The organism is Thioclava dalianensis, assembly GCF_000715505.1.
Taxonomy (GTDB): Bacteria; Pseudomonadota; Alphaproteobacteria; order Rhodobacterales; family Rhodobacteraceae; genus Thioclava; species Thioclava dalianensis.
Window position 1 is genome coordinate 1 of the sequence record NZ_JHEH01000029.1, and the last position, 16,922, is coordinate 16,922.

14 protein-coding genes and 1 pseudogene are annotated in these 16,922 nt (G+C 64.4%); 7 read left to right on the plus strand and 8 right to left on the minus strand.

Annotated features, from left to right (window positions below):
* The 3 genes and pseudogenes from DL1_RS16450 to argS all read right to left on the minus strand — a co-directional run.
* Window positions 1–250, minus strand: a pseudogene (locus DL1_RS16450) (beta-hexosaminidase); the annotation flags it as partial.
* The gene (locus DL1_RS16455; RefSeq protein ID WP_051693630.1) at window positions 250–1,293 is read right to left on the minus strand and encodes an SPOR domain-containing protein; all 1,044 of its coding nucleotides are present in this window, start codon (window positions 1,291–1,293) and stop codon (window positions 250–252) included. The gene DL1_RS16455 and the pseudogene DL1_RS16450, both read right to left, overlap by 1 nt.
* A gap of 56 nt (window positions 1,294–1,349) precedes the next feature.
* The gene (argS, locus tag DL1_RS16460; protein ID WP_038068309.1) at window positions 1,350–3,095 is read right to left on the minus strand and encodes an arginine--tRNA ligase; all 1,746 of its coding nucleotides are present in this window, start codon (window positions 3,093–3,095) and stop codon (window positions 1,350–1,352) included.
* A 145-nt stretch (window positions 3,096–3,240) separates the two neighbouring features.
* Between argS and trhA the strand changes: the two genes are divergently transcribed.
* Entirely contained in the window at window positions 3,241–3,885 is a 645-nt protein-coding gene (trhA, locus tag DL1_RS16465; protein WP_038068310.1) for a PAQR family membrane homeostasis protein TrhA, read from the plus strand.
* A gap of 21 nt (window positions 3,886–3,906) precedes the next feature.
* On the opposite strand, the gene tgt is transcribed toward trhA, so the two are convergent.
* The 3 genes from tgt to DL1_RS16480 form a co-directional block, all read right to left on the minus strand.
* The gene (gene tgt / locus DL1_RS16470) at window positions 3,907–5,034 is read right to left on the minus strand and encodes a tRNA guanosine(34) transglycosylase Tgt (protein WP_038068311.1); all 1,128 of its coding nucleotides are present in this window, start codon (window positions 5,032–5,034) and stop codon (window positions 3,907–3,909) included.
* Between the two features lie 91 nt (window positions 5,035–5,125).
* A complete protein-coding gene (locus DL1_RS16475; RefSeq protein WP_038068312.1) occupies window positions 5,126–5,581 on the minus strand; it encodes a DNA polymerase III subunit chi in 456 nt (151 codons plus the stop codon).
* Window position 5,582: 1 nt separating this feature from the next.
* The gene (locus tag DL1_RS16480; protein ID WP_038068313.1) at window positions 5,583–7,046 is read right to left on the minus strand and encodes a leucyl aminopeptidase; all 1,464 of its coding nucleotides are present in this window, start codon (window positions 7,044–7,046) and stop codon (window positions 5,583–5,585) included.
* Window positions 7,047–7,215: 169 nt separating this feature from the next.
* On the opposite strand from DL1_RS16480, the gene lptF reads away from it, so the two are divergent.
* The 6 genes from lptF (at window position 7,216) to rsmA (ending at window position 14,892) form a co-directional block, all read left to right on the plus strand.
* Window positions 7,216–8,343: an LPS export ABC transporter permease LptF gene (lptF, locus tag DL1_RS16485; protein WP_038068314.1), complete on the plus strand. Its 1,128-nt coding sequence runs from the start codon at window positions 7,216–7,218 to the stop codon at window positions 8,341–8,343.
* Window positions 8,340–9,458 carry an LPS export ABC transporter permease LptG gene (lptG, locus tag DL1_RS16490; RefSeq protein WP_038068315.1) on the plus strand — a complete coding sequence of 373 codons (1,119 nt, stop codon included), beginning with the start codon at window positions 8,340–8,342 and terminating at the stop codon, window positions 9,456–9,458. Before lptF ends, lptG begins: the two co-directional genes overlap by 4 nt.
* Window positions 9,455–11,692 carry an LPS-assembly protein LptD gene (locus DL1_RS16495; RefSeq protein ID WP_143081728.1) on the plus strand — a complete coding sequence of 746 codons (2,238 nt, stop codon included), beginning with the start codon at window positions 9,455–9,457 and terminating at the stop codon, window positions 11,690–11,692. Before lptG ends, DL1_RS16495 begins: the two co-directional genes overlap by 4 nt.
* 54 nt (window positions 11,693–11,746) lie before the next feature.
* Window positions 11,747–12,982 (plus strand): SurA N-terminal domain-containing protein, encoded by a 1,236-nt coding sequence (locus DL1_RS16500; protein WP_051693631.1) that lies wholly within the window; start codon window positions 11,747–11,749, stop codon window positions 12,980–12,982.
* The gene (gene pdxA, locus DL1_RS16505) at window positions 12,979–13,977 is read left to right on the plus strand and encodes a 4-hydroxythreonine-4-phosphate dehydrogenase PdxA (RefSeq protein WP_038068316.1); all 999 of its coding nucleotides are present in this window, start codon (window positions 12,979–12,981) and stop codon (window positions 13,975–13,977) included. Before DL1_RS16500 ends, pdxA begins: the two co-directional genes overlap by 4 nt.
* A gap of 69 nt (window positions 13,978–14,046) precedes the next feature.
* Window positions 14,047–14,892, plus strand: a complete 846-nt coding sequence (rsmA, locus tag DL1_RS16510; RefSeq protein WP_038068317.1) for a 16S rRNA (adenine(1518)-N(6)/adenine(1519)-N(6))-dimethyltransferase RsmA — start codon at window positions 14,047–14,049, stop codon at window positions 14,890–14,892.
* A 70-nt stretch (window positions 14,893–14,962) separates the two neighbouring features.
* Here rsmA and DL1_RS16515 read toward each other — a convergent pair whose 3' ends face one another.
* Window positions 14,963–15,769: a DUF4167 domain-containing protein gene (locus DL1_RS16515; RefSeq protein ID WP_038068318.1), complete on the minus strand. Its 807-nt coding sequence runs from the start codon at window positions 15,767–15,769 to the stop codon at window positions 14,963–14,965.
* A gap of 299 nt (window positions 15,770–16,068) precedes the next feature.
* Entirely contained in the window at window positions 16,069–16,908 is an 840-nt protein-coding gene (gene prmC, locus DL1_RS16520) for a peptide chain release factor N(5)-glutamine methyltransferase (protein WP_038068342.1), read from the minus strand.
* Window positions 16,909–16,922: the final 14 nt, after the last annotated feature.

Genomic DNA, 16,922 nt, shown 5'->3' on the forward strand with positions numbered 1-16,922 from the left:
GCGGCCGCCATTCGCGCCATTGCGGTGCCCGCAACCGCTGCACGCGCCCGCCTTCCTGATCGATCAGCACCGGTGCATCGCGCCCGACCGCATCGCGCAGATCCGAGGTCAGACGCAGGATCTGCGAAGGCTCTTCGATATTGCGGGCAAAGAGAATGAAGCCCCAGGGATCGGATTCGCGAAAGAAATCGCGCTCACGCGGCGACAGAGCCAACCCTTCGCAGCCGAAGATGACCGATGCGGCGCCCATCAGCGGGCCACCGTCGGAATGCAGTTTTGCTGCTCGGCCTGAAGCGCCACGCAGAACTGGCGCGCCTCGGTCACATCGGCAAAGCCCACCACGCGCAGGCGATAGAAATTGCGCCCGCCCGATGTGGCTTGCTGGATCACGCGTTTCTTGCCTTCCATCAGCCCGCCGAACCGGCTCTCGGCCTGATCCCACGCGGTTTTCGCATCCTCGGGCGTGTCGAACGCGCCAAGCTGCGCCATCCGCGTGCCGCTGGCAATCGCATCCGGGGCCACATCGACCACCGGCGCGGCGCGTGACTTACCGCTCATCTGAGTTGTTACAGCCCGCTCAAGCGCTGCGGCCAAAAGCGCATCCCCACGCTCGGGACGTTCCTGCGGGCGCGGCGAGACAGCAACGCCCGGCACCGAGGCCGGGATCACGTCCGTATCCTGCGCGGGCGTGTCGGTCGCGACATCCTCGGGACGCGCCTCGGGGGTGGCGGGGCTCGCAGCCCCCGGCTCCACGGGAATTTCGGGCGCGGCGGCAGGGAGTGTCTCGCCGGGCTGCGGCAGATCGACCGCCGCATCGACAAGCGCGGTCTCCGCGGTGTTGACACCGAGCGCATTCGCCGGAGGAGCTGCCTGCGGATCCTTCTCGGCCTGACGCACCATCTCGCCCATCGGCAAATCTTCTTTGGAGAGCCCCTCAGGGGGCGGTGCGAGCGTCACGCGATCAGGTGCCGGGGCCGCCGATCCGGTGCCTGCGACGTCATTGACGGACAGGCCGGTATGGCGCGCCAGCTCTCCGCCCGGATCTTCCGGAGCGATCCGGGCCGGCCCGTCGATCGCGCGGATCACGGGCACGCCGTTCAAATCGCGCATCGCAAGCTTGTAGCCCCAATACACGAGCCCACAAATCATCGCGACCGAGGTCAGCGCACCGGCCAGATGCACCAGCCGTGAGACCGGAGCCCGGCCTTGCGTTCCCACATCCTGAAGGGAGGGCCCATGCGGACCTGTCTCGTACCCATAGGCACCGCTTGAGCGGTCGTCATAAGCTGCCATGCGCGTCGCCTCGCCGCCGGTTGCCCGGCTGTTACTGCCTCATCCGGCGGCGTGCGTTAACGCATCTCTTCAGCCGGAGTGACCCCAAGAATAGCAAGACCTGAGGAAATAACAACGGCACAGGCGCGTGCGAGCGCGATTTTCGCCGACGAGGCAGCCTCATCGCCCTCTTGCAAGAAGCGCAGCTCGGGGACATCATTGCCCCGGTTCCACAGCGCGTGAAGATCGCTTGCGAGATCAAAGAGATAGAAGGCCACGCGGTGCGGCTCACTGGCCCGTGCGGCGATCTCGATCAGGCGTGGATATTCGGCGATCTTCTTGACCAGCTCCAGCTCGGCGGGATGCCACGGAGCAGGCAGCTCGGCCTGAGCCAGACGGGCATCCGACATATCCCAGCCCGCCTCTTGTGCCTTGCGCAGAACCGAGCAGACCCGGGCATGGGCGTATTGCACGTAAAAGACCGGGTTGTCCTTGGATTGCTCCAGCACCTTGGCGAAGTCGAAATCCAGCGGCGCATCGTTCTTGCGCGTGAGCATGTGGAAGCGGGTCACATCGGCGCCCGCCTGCTCCACCACATCGCGCAGGGTCACGAAAGTGCCCGCACGTTTGGACATCTTGAAGGGCTCGCCATTCTTGAACAGCTTCACCAGCTGCACCAGCTTGATATCGAGCGTGACCTTGCCCTCGGACAAGGCCGACACCGCCGCCTTCATCCGCTTCACATAGCCCCCGTGATCGGCGCCGAAGACGTCGATCAGCAAATCGAAACCGCGTTCGATCTTGGTCCAGTGATAGGCGATATCGGGGGCGAAATAGGTCCAGCCGCCATCGGATTTCTTCACCGGGCGGTCGACATCGTCGCCAAACTGGGTCGAGCGGAACAAGGTCTGCTCGCGCTCTTCCCAATCCTCGGGCAGCTTGCCCTTGGGCGGGTCGAGCACGCCTTCATAGATCAGCCCCAGATCCTCAAGCCGCTGAAGCGCCGCCTCGATCCGTCCGGTGCCGTAAAGCGCCTTCTCGGAGGAGAACACATCCATCTTCACGCCCAGCGAAGCCAGATCGCCGCGGATCATATCCATCATCTGCTCGGTGGCAAATTCGCGCAGCTCGGCCAACCAGTCTTCTTCCGGCTTTTCAAGCAGTTCGCGCCCGTACTTCGCCTTGATCGCTGCCCCCACCGGGATCAGGTAATCGCCCGGATACAGGCCCTCGCGGATCGCAGGCTCCAGCCCGCATGCCTCGCGGTAGCGCTCATAGGCCGAACGTGCCAGCACATCGACCTGCGCGCCGCCATCATTGATGTAATATTCGCGCGTGACGTCATAGCCTGCGAAATCCAAAAGGCTCGCCAGCGCGTCGCCAAACACTGCGCCACGGGTATGGCCCACATGCATCGGACCGGTCGGGTTGGCAGAGACGAACTCGACATTGACCCGCACGCCCTGCCCGAGCGCCGAGCGCCCGTAATCGGCACCGCTCTTGAGCACATCGCGGGTAACTTCGGCCCAGACACCCGGATCCAGCCGCAGATTGATGAATCCCGGCCCTGCCACATCGGCGCTCACGATCCGCCCGTCGCCTGCCAGCTTTTCGGCCAGCCCCTCTGCGATGTCGCGCGGCTTGGCTTTCGCGGGCTTGGCCAGCACCATCGCGGCATTGGTCGCCATATCGCCATGCAACGGATCGCGCGGCGGCTCGACCGCAACATTGGCATAATCCAGCCCCGCCGGCAGCACGCCTTGCGAAACCATCTCGTCGAGCGCGGCAATCACGGCCACGCGAATATCAAAAAACAGGTTCATATCATTGGTCCTTGCTTGCGCTCTCCCCTGCCAGAGCCCGCGCGCGACGTCAATGGTGCGCACGGCCCGCGATGCCGACCTAGCGTCAGACTTGGGAACCTGCGCAATCGTTGTTAGATTGGGGCAGCCCAAAAGGATCACCGCAATGACACGCTATCAACTGACCCATTCATTCCGCGAACATCTGGCCGATGGCGTGGTCCATGTGCTGGGCGTGGCCTTCGCGGTGGCTGCGGTCTCTGCGATGATCGTCTGGGCTGCGCTGAGCATCCCCTCGCCCCATATCTGGCCGCTCGCGGTCTACTCGGCGGGGCTTGTGACCTCATTTGGGCTTTCTGCCGCCTATAACCTGACGCTTCACGCCCCGACCCGGGCTGTGCTGCGGCGCTTCGATCACGCCGCGATATATATGCTGATCGCTGCGACCTACACGCCGCTGGCCCTTTTGGGGATGGGCGGCGCTTGGGGCTGGGGGCTGACCGGGGCGGTCTGGCTGATGGCCGCGATCGGGATGGTGATGAAGCTAGGCTTTTTTCATCGCTCCGAGCGCGCGGGCTTTGCGCTCTATCTTGCGATGGGTTGGCTGGGTGTGATCGCGGCATGGCCGCTCTTTACTTCACTGCCCACGTCAGCGCTTGTGCTGGTGGTGGTCGGCGGGCTGACCTACACGGCGGGCACGCTGTTTTACCAATTCGAGCGCATCCCGTTCTCGCGGGCAATCTGGCACGCGATGGTGCTGGCCGCCGCCGCCACCCATTACGCAGCCGTGCTGGTGATCTCGCAGCCCTGAGCGCCGCGGGCTGCGCCGGCGTTACAGCGGCTCGATATCGCCCTGCGCCCGCAGCGCGTGGAAATCGGCCACGAAAGCGGCCAGGCGCCCCTCTGAGATCGCCGCGCGGAGACCTGCCATAAGCTCTTGATAGTAATGCAGGTTATGCCATGTCAGCAGCATGCCCGAGATCATTTCCTGCGAGCGGAACACGTGATGCAGATAGGCGCGCGAATAGTTGCTGCAGGCCGGACAGCTGCACGCCTCATCAAGCGGGCGCGGATCGTCGGCATGGCGCGCGTTCTTGATATTGACCTGACCGCGCCGGGTCCAAGCCTGCCCGGTACGCCCCGAGCGCGAGGGCAGCACGCAATCCATCATATCGATGCCACGCTCCACCGCGCCCACGATGTCATCGGGCTTGCCCACACCCATCAGATAGCGCGGCTTGTCCTCGGGCAGCATGTCGCAGGCATAGTCGAGCACGCCGAACATCGCCTCTTGCCCCTCGCCCACGGCAAGCCCGCCGACCGCATATCCGTCAAAGCCGATTTCTTTTAGTTTCTCGGCACTTTCGGCGCGAAGCTCACGCGTTACACCACCTTGCTGAATGCCAAAAAGCGCATGTCCGGGGCGGTCGCCAAAGGCATCGCGCGAGCGCTGCGCCCACCGCATTGAGAGCCGCATTGAGGCGGCCACCTCGGCCTCCGTGGCGGGCAGCGCGGGGCATTCGTCGAAACACATCACGATATCCGAGCCCAGCAGCTTCTGGATCTCCATCGAGCGCTCAGGCGTCAGCATATGTTTCGAGCCGTCGATATGCGAGGCAAAGCGCACGCCTTCCTCGGTCAGCTTACGCAGACTCGCAAGGCTCATCACCTGAAACCCGCCGCTATCGGTGAGGATCGGTTTGTCCCAATTCATGAATGTATGCAGCCCGCCCAAACCCGCGATCCGCTCGGCGGTGGGGCGCAGCATCAGGTGATAGGTGTTGCCCAGCAAGATATCGGCCCCGGTGGCGGCCACCGATTCCGGCATCATCGCCTTGACCGTCGCAGCCGTCCCCACCGGCATGAAGGCGGGCGTGCGAATCTGACCGCGCGGGGTGTCGATCACGCCCGTGCGCGCCGCGCCATCGGTGGCATTTCGGGTGAAGCTGAACTTGGTCATATGCGCGCTCCTGCAACTCAGGGCGCGGGTTTAGACCGGGCGGGCGCAAAAGAAAAGCCGCCCTTGACGGGCGCGTGGGCGGCGCAATGGCTCAGCTCTCGGCCTTCTTCTGCCAGCGCCCGCTTTCCTCCGACCAATAGGCCGCCTTCGCGCCCTCAGAGGTCAGCGCTTTCCACTGCGCCCGCGCCTTTTGCAGCGCCTCTGGGTCGTGACCGTCAAACAAGATCCAGACCCGCTCATGGGTATCAGCCTCGGAGGCCGCCACCTCGGCACCATCCACCGCCATCACCGCCTGCCGCCCGTCGCCAGAGGGCGCCATGGTCAGCAAGATCGGCTGGAGCACATCATGCGGCCCGCCCGCCATTCCATGCGGCAAGAAGCTGGTCTCGCCCAGCGACCACAGCGCCAGATCAAGCTGCTCAAGGCGCGCCAGATCGCGCCCGCGCAGCTCGATCTTCCAACCCTGCTCAAGCGCCCGACTGGCCAGATTGCTCAGGACCTGTTCGGGCGCGGATTGGGTGAGATGGTAGAAGTTGATCAACCCCATCTCACGCCTCGAACCGGTCCCGGATCAGCCGATCCAGCGTCATCACGCCCCAGCCAGTCGGCCCCTTTGGCGCAAGATCGGTCGCAGAGGGCGGCAGCGCAACACCGGCGATATCGATATGGCACCACGGCACCTCGTCGCGCACGAAGCGCTTGAGGAAAGCGGCGGCAATAATCGCACCGCCCGAGCGACCGCCGACATTGCGAACATCGGCCAGCCGCGACTTCAGCTCCTTGTCATAGGCGGGTTGCAGCGGCATGTGCCACGCCCCTTCCCCCTCGGCCTTGGCCGCTTTAAGAATGTCGCCTACGAATTTGTCATCATTAGCAAAAAGCCCCGCGTTCTCATGACCGAGCGCGACAATCACGGCGCCCGTCAAGGTCGCGAGATTGATCATCGCTGTGGGCTTGAAGCGCTCTTGCGCATACCAAAGCACATCGGCCAGAACGAGCCGCCCCTCGGCATCGGTATTGATCACCTCGATCGTGTCGCCCTTCATGGATTTGACGATATCGCCGGGACGCTGAGCCCGCCCGTCGGGCATGTTCTCGACCAGCCCCACCAGCCCCACGACATTGGCCCGCGCCTTGCGCAGCGCCAGCGCCCGCATCACGCCCGAGACGGTGCCCGCACCGCCCATATCCATCGTCATCGCTTCCATGCCGCCTGCGGGTTTGATCGAAATCCCGCCCGTGTCGAACACGACGCCCTTGCCGACGAGTGCAAGCGGAGCCTCATCGCCGCCGCCATTCCACTGCATGACCACCACTTTAGAGGGCATCTCGGAGCCCTGTCCGACACCCAAAAGCGCGCCCATACCCAGCTCGCGCAGCTGCGGCTCTTCAAGGATCTCGACCTCAAGGCCCAGCTCCTGCATGGCTGCCAAACGGGCCGCGAAATCATCTGTGGTCAGGATATTGGCCGGTTCATTGACCAGATCGCGGGTGAAAAACACGCCCTCTGCCAGCGCGGCATGGGGGGCGGCCTGCGCGGCCAGCGCCTCGGGATCGGCAGTCATGAAGGTGACCGGGCCAAACGCGTTCTCGGCGGTGGTGTGATAGTTGAACCGGTAGGCCCGCAGCACCAGCCCAAAGGAAATCTCGGCGGCGCGGGTCACCCCCTCGGCCAGAACGATCACGCCGCGCTCGCCCAAGCGCGCACCGATCCGCCCGCCTGCCTTGCGCGCCTGCGCGACATCGGCGCGGCGGTCAAGTTTGACGATCTGCACGGCCTCTGCGGCCAGTCCTGCGGGCCAGCCCAGCTCAATCGAATCGCCTTGCCCGAGCTTTGAGAACGCCTCCGAGGCCAGCGCCCGCTTGAGCGCGCCTTTCATCGCCCGGTCTAGCTTGCGCGCAACCTGCCCCAGCTTGCCCTCAGCATTGACACAAAGCGCAATCCGGCCTGCAAATCCGGCAAGAACCTCAGGATCGGTTTCTTTGAAGGCTAAAGCTGCGGGCTGGGTCATGCGGGTCTCTCCATCAGGGCCGCCCGCGCCATCGCTTGGGCAGGCAGGCAAGGTTTCGCGGGTGAGCCTAGACCTGCCTCCAGAAAATGAAAAGCGCCCCACTTGTCGCCTTTCTTTGACCTGCGCGACACGATAGAGAGAGGAAAACCTGTCGGGGGTGAAGAGGTACGTGACGCAACTGGACAGATATCTGTTGTCCAAATTGATGGCGCTGTTTGGGTTTTTCGCCCTTGTTCTGGTGTCGGTCTATTGGGTCAACCGCGCTGTGCTGTTGTTCGACAGCCTGATTGCCGATGGCCAGACCGCACTTGTGGTGCTGGAATTCACAGCGCTCACCTTGCCTTACGTGATCCGCATCGTGCTGCCGGTCGCGGCCTTTGCCGCAACGATCTATGCGATCAACCGGCTTGATCAGGACAGCGAATTGGTGGTGATGCGCGCAACCGGCGCGTCGAACTGGCGTCTGGCGCGGCCCGTGGTTGTGTTCGGGCTGATTGCCTCGGTGATGATGGCGGTGCTGGTGAATGTGCTGGTGCCCGCCGCACGTGAGCGGCTGGCGGATCGCCAGCAGGAAGTGGCACAAAACGTCACCGCGCGGCTTCTCGTCGAGGGGACGTTTCAGCATCCCGCGCCGGGCGTAACCATCTATATCCGCAAAATCTCGGATCTGGGCGAGCTGGAGGGGCTGTTTCTCTCGGATCGCCGCGACCCGAACCGCGCCACGATCTACACCGCCGACAAAGCGCTGATCGTGCGCTCTGACAGCGGCCCGAAGCTGGTGATGTTCGACGGCATGGCGCAGTCGCTCCAGCAACCGGGAAACCGGCTGGCGATCACGCGCTATGCGAACTTCACCTATAATCTCAACGGCTTGATCAACACCAACTCAGACCGCAAGCGCGATCTTTCAGAGGTCTCTACCCTGTCGCTGATCCGCCCCGATGCCAAGCTGAGCGCCCAGACCGGTGCCACGCCCGCGCAAATCTGGCTGGAGCTGAACCGACGCATCAGCCAGCCGCTGCTGGCACCCGTGGCGGCCCTGATTGGCTTTGCCGCGCTGATGATCGGGACGTTCTCGCGCTTTGGGATGTGGCGACAGATGGCGCTGGCGATTGGCGGGTTGATCATCGTACAGGCCCTGCAAAACAGTTGCGAGGCGGCCTCTTCTGCCGATCCACAGCTCTGGCCGCTGCTCTATGTGCCCGCGATTGGCGGCGGGGTGATCGTGCTGCTGATGCTGTGGTGGTCGGGCCGCCCGATGCGGGTGCGCGCCGCCCCGGCAGGAGGCGCGCCATGACGCTCTCGATCTATCTCGCGCGGCGGTTCATACGCTCGTTCCTTGTCGTGCTGGCGAGCTTTTGGGGAATATTGTTCCTGATCGATCTGGTCGAGGAGGTCCGGCGGTTTTCCGATGCCAAGCTGAGCCTGCCGCAGTTGGCCGTGCTGTCGCTGCTCAACATCCCGACGACGCTTTATAACATCTTGCCGCTGATCGTCATGCTCTCGGCGGTGGCGCTGTTCATCGCGCTGGCGCGACGCTCTGAGCTAGTGGTGATCCGGGCCTCGGGCCAGTCGGGGCTGCGGCTGTTGGCCGCGCCCTTGATCGTCGCGCTGATCATCGGGCTGCTGGCTCTGTTTGTGGGCAATCCGCTCGCGAGCGCCACCGAGAAGCGCTACGACGCCCAGCTTGAGCATTATCAGGCCGATGGCGGCTCGGCGGTGTCGATCGGGCGCGAGGGTGTCTGGATGCGCCAAAGCGCCGGCCATGCCGCCGATGGCGCAGCCCTCGCACAGGCGGTGATCCATGCGACCCGCGCCAATGCCGATGCGACGACGCTTTATAATGTCACCTTCCTGATTTTCGATCCGCAAAATGGCCCGTTCCGGCGGATCGATGCCGCCAAGGCGCAGCTTGAGCCGGGGCACTGGGTGCTTGACGATGTGAAGGATTGGCCGCTTGGCAGTTCGACCAATCCCGAGCGCGACGCCAAGACCGCCAAGACGCTGACGCTGGCCTCCGATCTGACAGTGGAGCGGATTCGCGACAGTTTCGGCCAGCCCTCTGCCGTGCCGATCTGGCAATTGCCGAGCTTCATCGCACAGCTCGAAGAGGCCGGATTTTCGGCGCGCCGCCATATGGTGTGGTTCCAGATGGAGCTGGCCTTGCCGCTGGTGCTGGCCGCGATGGTTCTGATTGCAGCAAGCTTCTCGATGGATCATATCCGGGCCGGTGGCACCGGCATGAAGGTGCTTTTGGCACTTGCCGCTGGGCTGGGACTATTTTTTCTGCGCAATATCGCGCAGGTTCTGGGCGATAACGGGCAAATCCCGGTCATGCTCGCGGCCTGGGCGCCGCCGGTTATCGGTCTGATGCTGCCCTTGGCTCTCTTGTTGCACCGGGAGGATGGATGATGGTGGCGCGCGAATGGACGGCGGCCCTGAGCGGGAAGATGGTGCGCGTCGCGACGCTGAGCGCTGGCGTGGCCTTGGCCCCTCTCGCCGCATCGCCCGTGATGGCTCAGAGCCTGGGCGCGACCGGCCCGAACAGCGCTGCGATCCCGACCACGGATGAGCTGGCGACTTTGCTGGCCGACAAGGTGCAGATCGAAGGCCAGAGCACACTTGTGGCCAGCGGCAATGTTCAGGTCTATTACCACTCCAATCGGCTCACCGCGACGCGGGTGGTCTATGACCGTTCCAAGGATACGCTGCGCATCGAGGGGCCGATCCGTCTGGAGCAACCGGGCCGCGCGGGCTCGATCATTGTGGCCTCGCAGGCCGAGCTGTCCCCCGATCTGCGCACCGGCATCTTGCTGAGCGCGCGCATGGTGATGGCGCGCGAATTGCAGCTTGCCGCCGCCTCGATTGAGCGCAAGAGCGACACGCTCACCGTGATGAACCGCGTCGTGACCTCGTCCTGCCGGGTCTGCACAATCGACCCCACGCCGCTCTGGGAGATCCGCGCGCGCAAGGTCGAGAGCAATACTCAAACCCGCCAGATCACCTTTTACGACGCCCAGTTCCGCGCCTTCGGCGTGCCCGTGGCCTATCTGCCGAGGCTGCGCATGCCCGCCCCCGGCGTGCGCCGGATGTCGGGCCTTCTGCGCCCATCCGTGCGCACGACATCGGGTTTGGGTGTCGGCCTCAAGCTGCCTTATTTTTTCGCGCTCGGACCCTCGCGTGATCTGACCGTCACGCCCTATATAGCGGGCTCCTATACCCGCACATTGGGGCTGCGCTATCGGCAGGCCTATAACTGGGGCAATCTCGAACTGAGTGGTGCCGCATCGCGCGACAGCATCCGCAAAGGCGTCACGCGAGGCTATCTGTTTGGCAATCTGGACGCCACGCTGCCCGACGACTTCAAACTCGACGCGCAATTGCGGCTGGTGAGCGACGACGCCTATCTGCTCAATTACGGGATCTCAGATACCGACCGGCTCTGGTCGGGCGTCAATCTCGAACGGGTGCGCCGCAATGAGCTGATCACCCTGCGCGCGGGCAACACGCATACGATTCGCGCAGACGAAAGCAATTCGATCGAGCCGATGCTGTCAGGAACTGCACAATGGGTGCGCAGCTTCTCGCCGGGTCAGATCGGGGGGCTGGCCACGCTGCGTCTATCAACGCTGGCCGCACGGCGCGCCTCGGATTCTCTTCTCGACAGCAATGGCGACGGCATCCCCGACGGGCGCGACATGGTGCGCGGCTCATTCACCGCGGACTGGCAGCGCAACTGGTTGCTGCCGGGCGGCGTTCTGGGCTCGATTCAGGCGCAATATGCCGCTGATATCATCGAGACCAAATCCGACCCGAATTTCCCCCGCACGATTTTGCGTGGCCAACCGACGCTTGCAACCGAACTGCGCTGGCCTTGGGTCAAATCGAGCGGTCGGGCCGCTTACGTGATCGAGCCGATTGCGCAGTTGGTCTTTGCGCCCAACCAGCTCAAGGCGTCGCCCAATGAAGATTCGACCCTGCCCGAACTTGACGAGGGTAACCTCTTTTCGCTGTCGCGCTTTCCCGGAGAGGATGCGCGCGAGACCGGGCTGCGGGCCAATCTCGGGCTTGGCTGGACACGCTATGACGCATCGGGCTGGTCGCTGGGTGTGGTCGCAGGGCGCGTGTTCCGGCAGCGCGATCTGGGCCAGTTCGCGCCCGAGACGAGCATCGGGGGGATACGCTCGGACTGGATGGTCTCGAGCCATCTGAGCCTTGCCAGCGGGCTGACGCTTGCCAACCGGATGCTGTTTGACGACGATTTCACGGTCTCGCGCGAAGAGATGCGCCTTGCGTGGCAGGCCAAGCGCTATCAGGTGAGCGCGGGCTATCTCTGGCTTGAGGCCAACGCAGCAGAGATGCGCCCCGATCCGCTCTCCGAGCTGGAGCTGGCCACGACCTTCAAGATCAAGTCCGACTGGTCGGGCAGCTTCGGCACCCGCTACGACTTCACCGCCAACCGCGCAGCCCGCGCCGATCTGGGGCTGACCTACACGAACGAATGTCTTCAGGTTGATCTTTCCCTCTCGCGCCGCTTCACTTCCTCAACTAGTGTAAGCCCGGAAACGGATCTTGGCCTGTCGGTGCAACTTGTGGGCTTTGGTGCGTCGAACGGCGCGGCGGTGGCCCGGTCCTGTGCACGCTAGAGGTAGCTGGACCGCATGATCGCTGAGACTGGAATGAACGGATACAGGCACGCTATGACGAAGATGACCCGACTGCTCCCCCTTCTCGCTTTGGCGCTGATGACGCTCGTGTCGATTGGGCTGCGGCCCGTCACGGCGCAATCGCGCAGCTTCGCGCCCGTGGTGACCGTCAATGGCATGGGCATCACCGCCTATGACATCGATCAGCGGCAGCGCTTCATGCAGCTTCTCGATGCCTCGGGCACCTCGCGCAAAGATGCCGAGGAGGCGCTGATTCAGGATCGTCTGCGGATTTGGGCCGCCAAACAGATCGACCTGACGATTGATGATGCCGCGTTGCAAAGAGGCATGGCGGAATTCGCGGGCCGCGCGAATATCTCCGCCGAGAAATTCGTGGCGACCCTTCAGCAAAACGGCGTCGACCCGGCCACCTTCCGAGAATTCGTCCGCGCAGGCATGCTGTGGCGCGAGGTTGTGCGTGCCCGTTTCGGGCCGCAGGTCAACATCACCAAATCCGATATCGACCGCGCGATGATGCCGGAATCTCAGGTCGGCAAAGGCGTCCGCGTGCTGATCTCGGAGGCGATCATGCCAGCCCCTCCCGGTCGCGAAGATGCTGCGATGAGCGAAGCCCGCCAGCTGTCCGCCGCCCGCGGTCAGGCCGCTTTCGGAGCACTCGCCTCGCAATATTCCGCCTCGCAATCGCGCGCTCAGGGCGGGCGTGTCGACTGGATGCCGCTGAGCAATCTGCCCGCGCCACTGCGCGCCAAGATCCTCGCGCTCAAGCCCGGCACCGCGACCGCTCCGATTCAGCTGCAGGGCGCTGTGGCCGTGTTCATGCTGCGCGCAATCGGCGATGGCGCGCCCGATCGGGGCCCGCTCTCGCTGAGCTACATGACCTTCAACCTCGGCCCCGCGGGCAGCGAGCAGGCGCAGCGCTTGGCCTCGAAAGTGGCTGCGAATGCGCGTCGCTGTGACGAGCTTTACACCATCGCCAAGGGCATGCCCGCCTCGGCGCTCGTGGCGCATGACAATGTGGCCCAGTCGCAGATCCCGACAGATATCGGCGTGACGCTGGCGCATCTCGATATCGGGGAGACCGAAGTGATGCAGCGCGGCGGTGCCGCCCAACTGGTGATGCTGTGCGACCGCACCGAGACGCCGCAGGGCGATGCAACGGCGCCGAGCCGCGATGCGGTACGCTCCCAGCTTGAGAACAGCGCGCTGAGCTCCTATGCGCAAGGCTATCTGGCCGATCTGGAGGCCGACGCCATCATCGTGCGCAAATGAGCACGCCAGATCACGAACGCCCGGTCATCCTAAGCTGCGGTGACCCCTCGGGCATCGGCCCGGAACTGGCGGCGCGCGCCTGGGAGCATTTTGGCGCGCGCCTGCCCTTCGTCTGGCTTGGCGATCCCGCGCATCTGCCGCGCGGCACCAAGATCCGCGAGATCGCGCAGCCCTCAGAGGCCGTGACCCATTCGGGCAGTGCTCTGCCGGTTCTGCCCCACGCGTTTCCCGCAGCGGCCCGGCCCGGCGATCCCGATCCCGAAAACGCCCGCGCCGTGATCGATGTGATCGCGCGCGGTGTTGATCTGGTGATGCGCGGCGAAGGCTCGGCGCTGACCACCGCGCCGATCCACAAAAAAGCGCTCAAGGACGGGGCGGGCTTCGCCTTTCCGGGACACACGGAATTTCTGGCCCATCTCGCAGGGGTCGAGCGGGTGGTGATGATGCTGGCCTCCTCCAACATCAAGCCGCCGCTGCGCGTCGTGCCCGCCACGATCCATATCGGGCTCTCCGAGGTGCCCAGCACCCTGACGCCGCAGCTGTTGCGCGACACGGTGCGCATCACAAATGCCGGCCTGCGCGCCGATTTCGGTTTCACAATGCCGCGGATCGCGATTGCGGGGCTCAACCCGCATGCCGGTGAAGGCGGCGCGATGGGGCGTGAAGAGCTGGATTGGATCAGGGATGAGATCGCGAGCCTGCGCGCCGAGGGCTTTGCGCTCTCCGGGCCGCTGCCCGCCGATACGCTGTTTCACGACCGTGCGCGATCGCGCTATGATGCGGTGATCTGCGCCTATCACGATCAGGCGCTGATCCCGATCAAGACGCTCGATTTCGATGGCGGCGTGAATGTGACGCTGGGCCTGCCCTTCGTGCGCACCTCGCCCGATCACGGCACCGCCTATGACATCGCGGGCCAAGGCCGGGCCAATCCCGCCTCGCTGATCGCAGCGCTTGAGATGGCCGCACGGATGGGGGCGGCGCGTCATGGCTGAGTGCGGCGTTTGTGGCAGCCTTGGGAGCCTCCGGCGGGGATATTTTCGTCAAGAGGAAGGGGCGCGGTCGTGAGTGCGATCGACGGGTTGCCGCCTCTGCGCGCGGTCTTGCAGACCCATGATCTGGTTGCAAAAAAGAGCCTCGGGCAGAATTTTCTTCTGGATCTGAACCTGACCGCGAAAATCGCGCGGGCAGCCGGAAATCTGGCCGGATCGGATGTGCTGGAGATCGGCCCCGGCCCGGGCGGTCTGACCCGTGGGCTTTTGGCCGAGGGCGCGCGCCGGGTGCTCGCAATCGAGAAAGATCCGCGCTGCATTCCCGCGCTCAACGAGATTGCGGCGGCCTATCCCGACAGGCTTACGGTGATCGAGGGCGACGCGCTGGAGGTCGATCCGCTGGCCCATCTGCGCCCGCCGATCAAGATCGCGGCCAACCTGCCCTATAATGTGGGTACCGAATTGCTGGTGCGCTGGCTGACGCCTGCGGTCTGGCCGCCCTTCTGGGAAAGCCTGACGCTGATGTTTCAGCGCGAGGTGGCCGAGCGGATCGTGGCCCAGCCGGGGGATCGGCATTACGGTCGGCTGGCGATTTTGGCGCAATGGCGCGCGCAGGCCCGGATCGTGATGAGCCTGCCGCCCGAGGCCTTCACCCCCGCGCCCAAGGTGCATTCGGCGGTGGTGCATCTGCGCGCCCTGCCCGAGCCGCTTTATCCCGCCGATCCCAAAGTGCTGTCGCGGGTCGTGGCGGCAGGGTTCAACCAGCGGCGCAAGATGCTGCGGGCCTCGCTGAAATCGGTGGCCCCCGATATCGAGGCCAAGCTGGAGCAGGCCGGGATTGCGCCCACCGAGCGGGCCGAGCAGGTCAGCATCGAGCAGTTCTGCCGTCTCGCCCGGATTGTGGCGGGCACGGAGTAACCTCTAGACCTTCCTATGAAAAAGCCCACGCCGAGGCGCGGGCTTTTTTTCTAATAAACGGCAGCAACGCTCAGTCCGAAGAGGACTCAGGCGCGGCTTCCTTGGCCTCGGCCTTGGGCGCTTTCGCGGCTTTGGCAGGCTTCTCAGCCTTCTCTGCGGTCTCGGGCTTGTCCGCCTTGGGCGCACGCGGTTTGCGCGGCGCACGGGCGCGTTTGGGCTTTTCGGCCTTCTCGCCGGACTGAGCCGGATCCGAGGTCGCAGCGCTGCGGCTTTCGGGCGTCTCCACGATATCCGACTCAGAGCCGTTTTGCTCGGGCGCGGGCATCGGCGGCATCATCGAGCTGCTATCGTCGGATTTCGCGACCGACTCGCTGCGCTGGGGCGCCTCTTGGCGGGGCTGATCCTCGCCGCCAGACGGGGGGCTATTGCGGTTTTGCTGTGCGCCACCGTTGCGGTTCCCGTTCTGATGGTTCCCGTTTTGCTGGTTGCCGTTCTGATGCGGCTGAGCGTTCTGGTTGGGCTGACCATTCTGATGGTTGCCGTTCTGATTGCCCGATTGCGCGCCGTCCTGGCCGCCAGAGCCGTCATTGTTCTGGCGTTGCTGGTTGCGGGCCTCTTGTTCGCGGGCCTGCTCCTTTTGTGCTTCACCCAACATGCGGGTGTAATGCTCGGCATGTTGCAGGAAGTTCTGCTCGGCCACGCGATCATTTCCAAGCTGGGCATCGCGCGCCAGCGTCAGATATTTTTCGATGATCTGCTGGGGCGTGCCACGGACCTTGCCTTCGGGACCGGAGCTGTCAAAGACCCGGTTGACGACATTGCCCATGGAACGTTGGCGGTTCGACTTGTTACGCGAACGGGATTTGGAAGATCTCATGGCTTTCTTTTTGGCTTTATGGAGCCCTATTGGGCGCATTTTTTCAGGGGCAGGCCCCGAAATGGGGCACGGGCCGCGCGGGAGAGATTTGGGATCGGCGCAGGCAAGAACCCTGCTATGACCCCGTGACCCGCAGTGTGAAGCTGAGCCGTGCCGGGGAGCTACACTCGCCTGACACAAGTACTGAGTAAGCATGCAGCGCCCGGTCTTTCAAGCCATTAAATGCGAGAAATGCTTCAAACTGTCTGATTTCGGGGCAAAATGACGCAGGATCGGCGAAAATCAGCAAGCTGTGGGGGCTATCCCCGAGCGCGCGCCCCGGTATCCATAGGTTTATAGGCCAGCACCACCCGGTCGCGCCCGTCAAGATCGGGCCGGATCTCGATGCGCTCAAACCCGTGGGCGGACAGCTCGGCGCTAACGGCTGCAGCCTGCGTCGGGCCAATTTCGAACATCAGCCGCCCGCCCGGCGTCAGATGGGCGCCTGCGTCTCGCGCCATCACGCGGTAGGGTTCAAGCCCATCGCCACCGGGGCTGAGCGCGAGATGGGGTTCCCAGTCACGCACATCGGGGCTCAGCCCCGCCATCTCATCGGCAGCGATATAGGGCGGGTTCGACACGATCAGATCAAACTCTCCCGTCACCTGCGCGAGCCAATCCGAGGCGATCCACCGGGCGCGCGGATCGACGCCAAGATCCACGCCATTGCCCCGCGCAACCTCAAGCGCTTCGGGCGATAGATCGGTGCCCACGCCCTGTGCCCCGGGCATGGATTTCAGAAGCGAAATCAGGATGCAGCCGGTGCCGGTGCCCAGATCCAGAAGCCGCGTGAAGGGCGCCTCAAGCGCTGCGGCGATGAGGGTTTCGGTCTCGGGGCGCGGATCGAGCGTGTCGCGCGTGACGCGGAAACTGTCCTTCCAGAACAGCCGCGCGCCGATGATCTGCGAGACCGGCTGACGGCTCAGCCGTGCGGCGATGGCTTCCTCAAAACGATGGGCGGTCTCTGGCGGCAGCGGTTGGGCCAACCGCTCGCTCAGCGCATGGCGCGGCATGTCCGGACCGAACGCATGGGCCATCAGCACCCGCGCGTCGGCCCGCGCGATCCCCGCCGCCTCCAGCCGCGCGCCTGCCGCGTTCATCACCTGCAGACCGG

Excerpts from the sequence above, each read along its gene's own strand:
- trhA (WP_038068310.1), top strand. The coding sequence starts at position 3,241 with ATGACACGCTATCAACTGACCCATTCATTCCGCGAACATCTGGCCGAT.
- DL1_RS16475 (WP_038068312.1), bottom strand. The coding sequence starts at position 5,581 with ATGGGGTTGATCAACTTCTACCATCTCACCCAATCCGCGCCCGAACAG.
- DL1_RS16480 (WP_038068313.1), bottom strand. The coding sequence starts at position 7,046 with ATGACCCAGCCCGCAGCTTTAGCCTTCAAAGAAACCGATCCTGAGGTT.
- prmC (WP_038068342.1), bottom strand. The coding sequence starts at position 16,908 with ATGAACGCGGCAGGCGCGCGGCTGGAGGCGGCGGGGATCGCGCGGGCC.
- lptG (WP_038068315.1), top strand. The coding sequence starts at position 8,340 with ATGACGCTCTCGATCTATCTCGCGCGGCGGTTCATACGCTCGTTCCTT.
- pdxA (WP_038068316.1), top strand. The coding sequence starts at position 12,979 with ATGAGCACGCCAGATCACGAACGCCCGGTCATCCTAAGCTGCGGTGAC.
- argS (WP_038068309.1), bottom strand. The coding sequence starts at position 3,095 with ATGAACCTGTTTTTTGATATTCGCGTGGCCGTGATTGCCGCGCTCGAC.
- DL1_RS16495 (WP_143081728.1), top strand. The coding sequence starts at position 9,455 with ATGATGGTGGCGCGCGAATGGACGGCGGCCCTGAGCGGGAAGATGGTG.
- tgt (WP_038068311.1), bottom strand. The coding sequence starts at position 5,034 with ATGACCAAGTTCAGCTTCACCCGAAATGCCACCGATGGCGCGGCGCGC.
- DL1_RS16455 (WP_051693630.1), bottom strand. The coding sequence starts at position 1,293 with ATGGCAGCTTATGACGACCGCTCAAGCGGTGCCTATGGGTACGAGACA.
- DL1_RS16515 (WP_038068318.1), bottom strand. The coding sequence starts at position 15,769 with ATGAGATCTTCCAAATCCCGTTCGCGTAACAAGTCGAACCGCCAACGT.
- DL1_RS16500 (WP_051693631.1), top strand. The coding sequence starts at position 11,747 with ATGACGAAGATGACCCGACTGCTCCCCCTTCTCGCTTTGGCGCTGATG.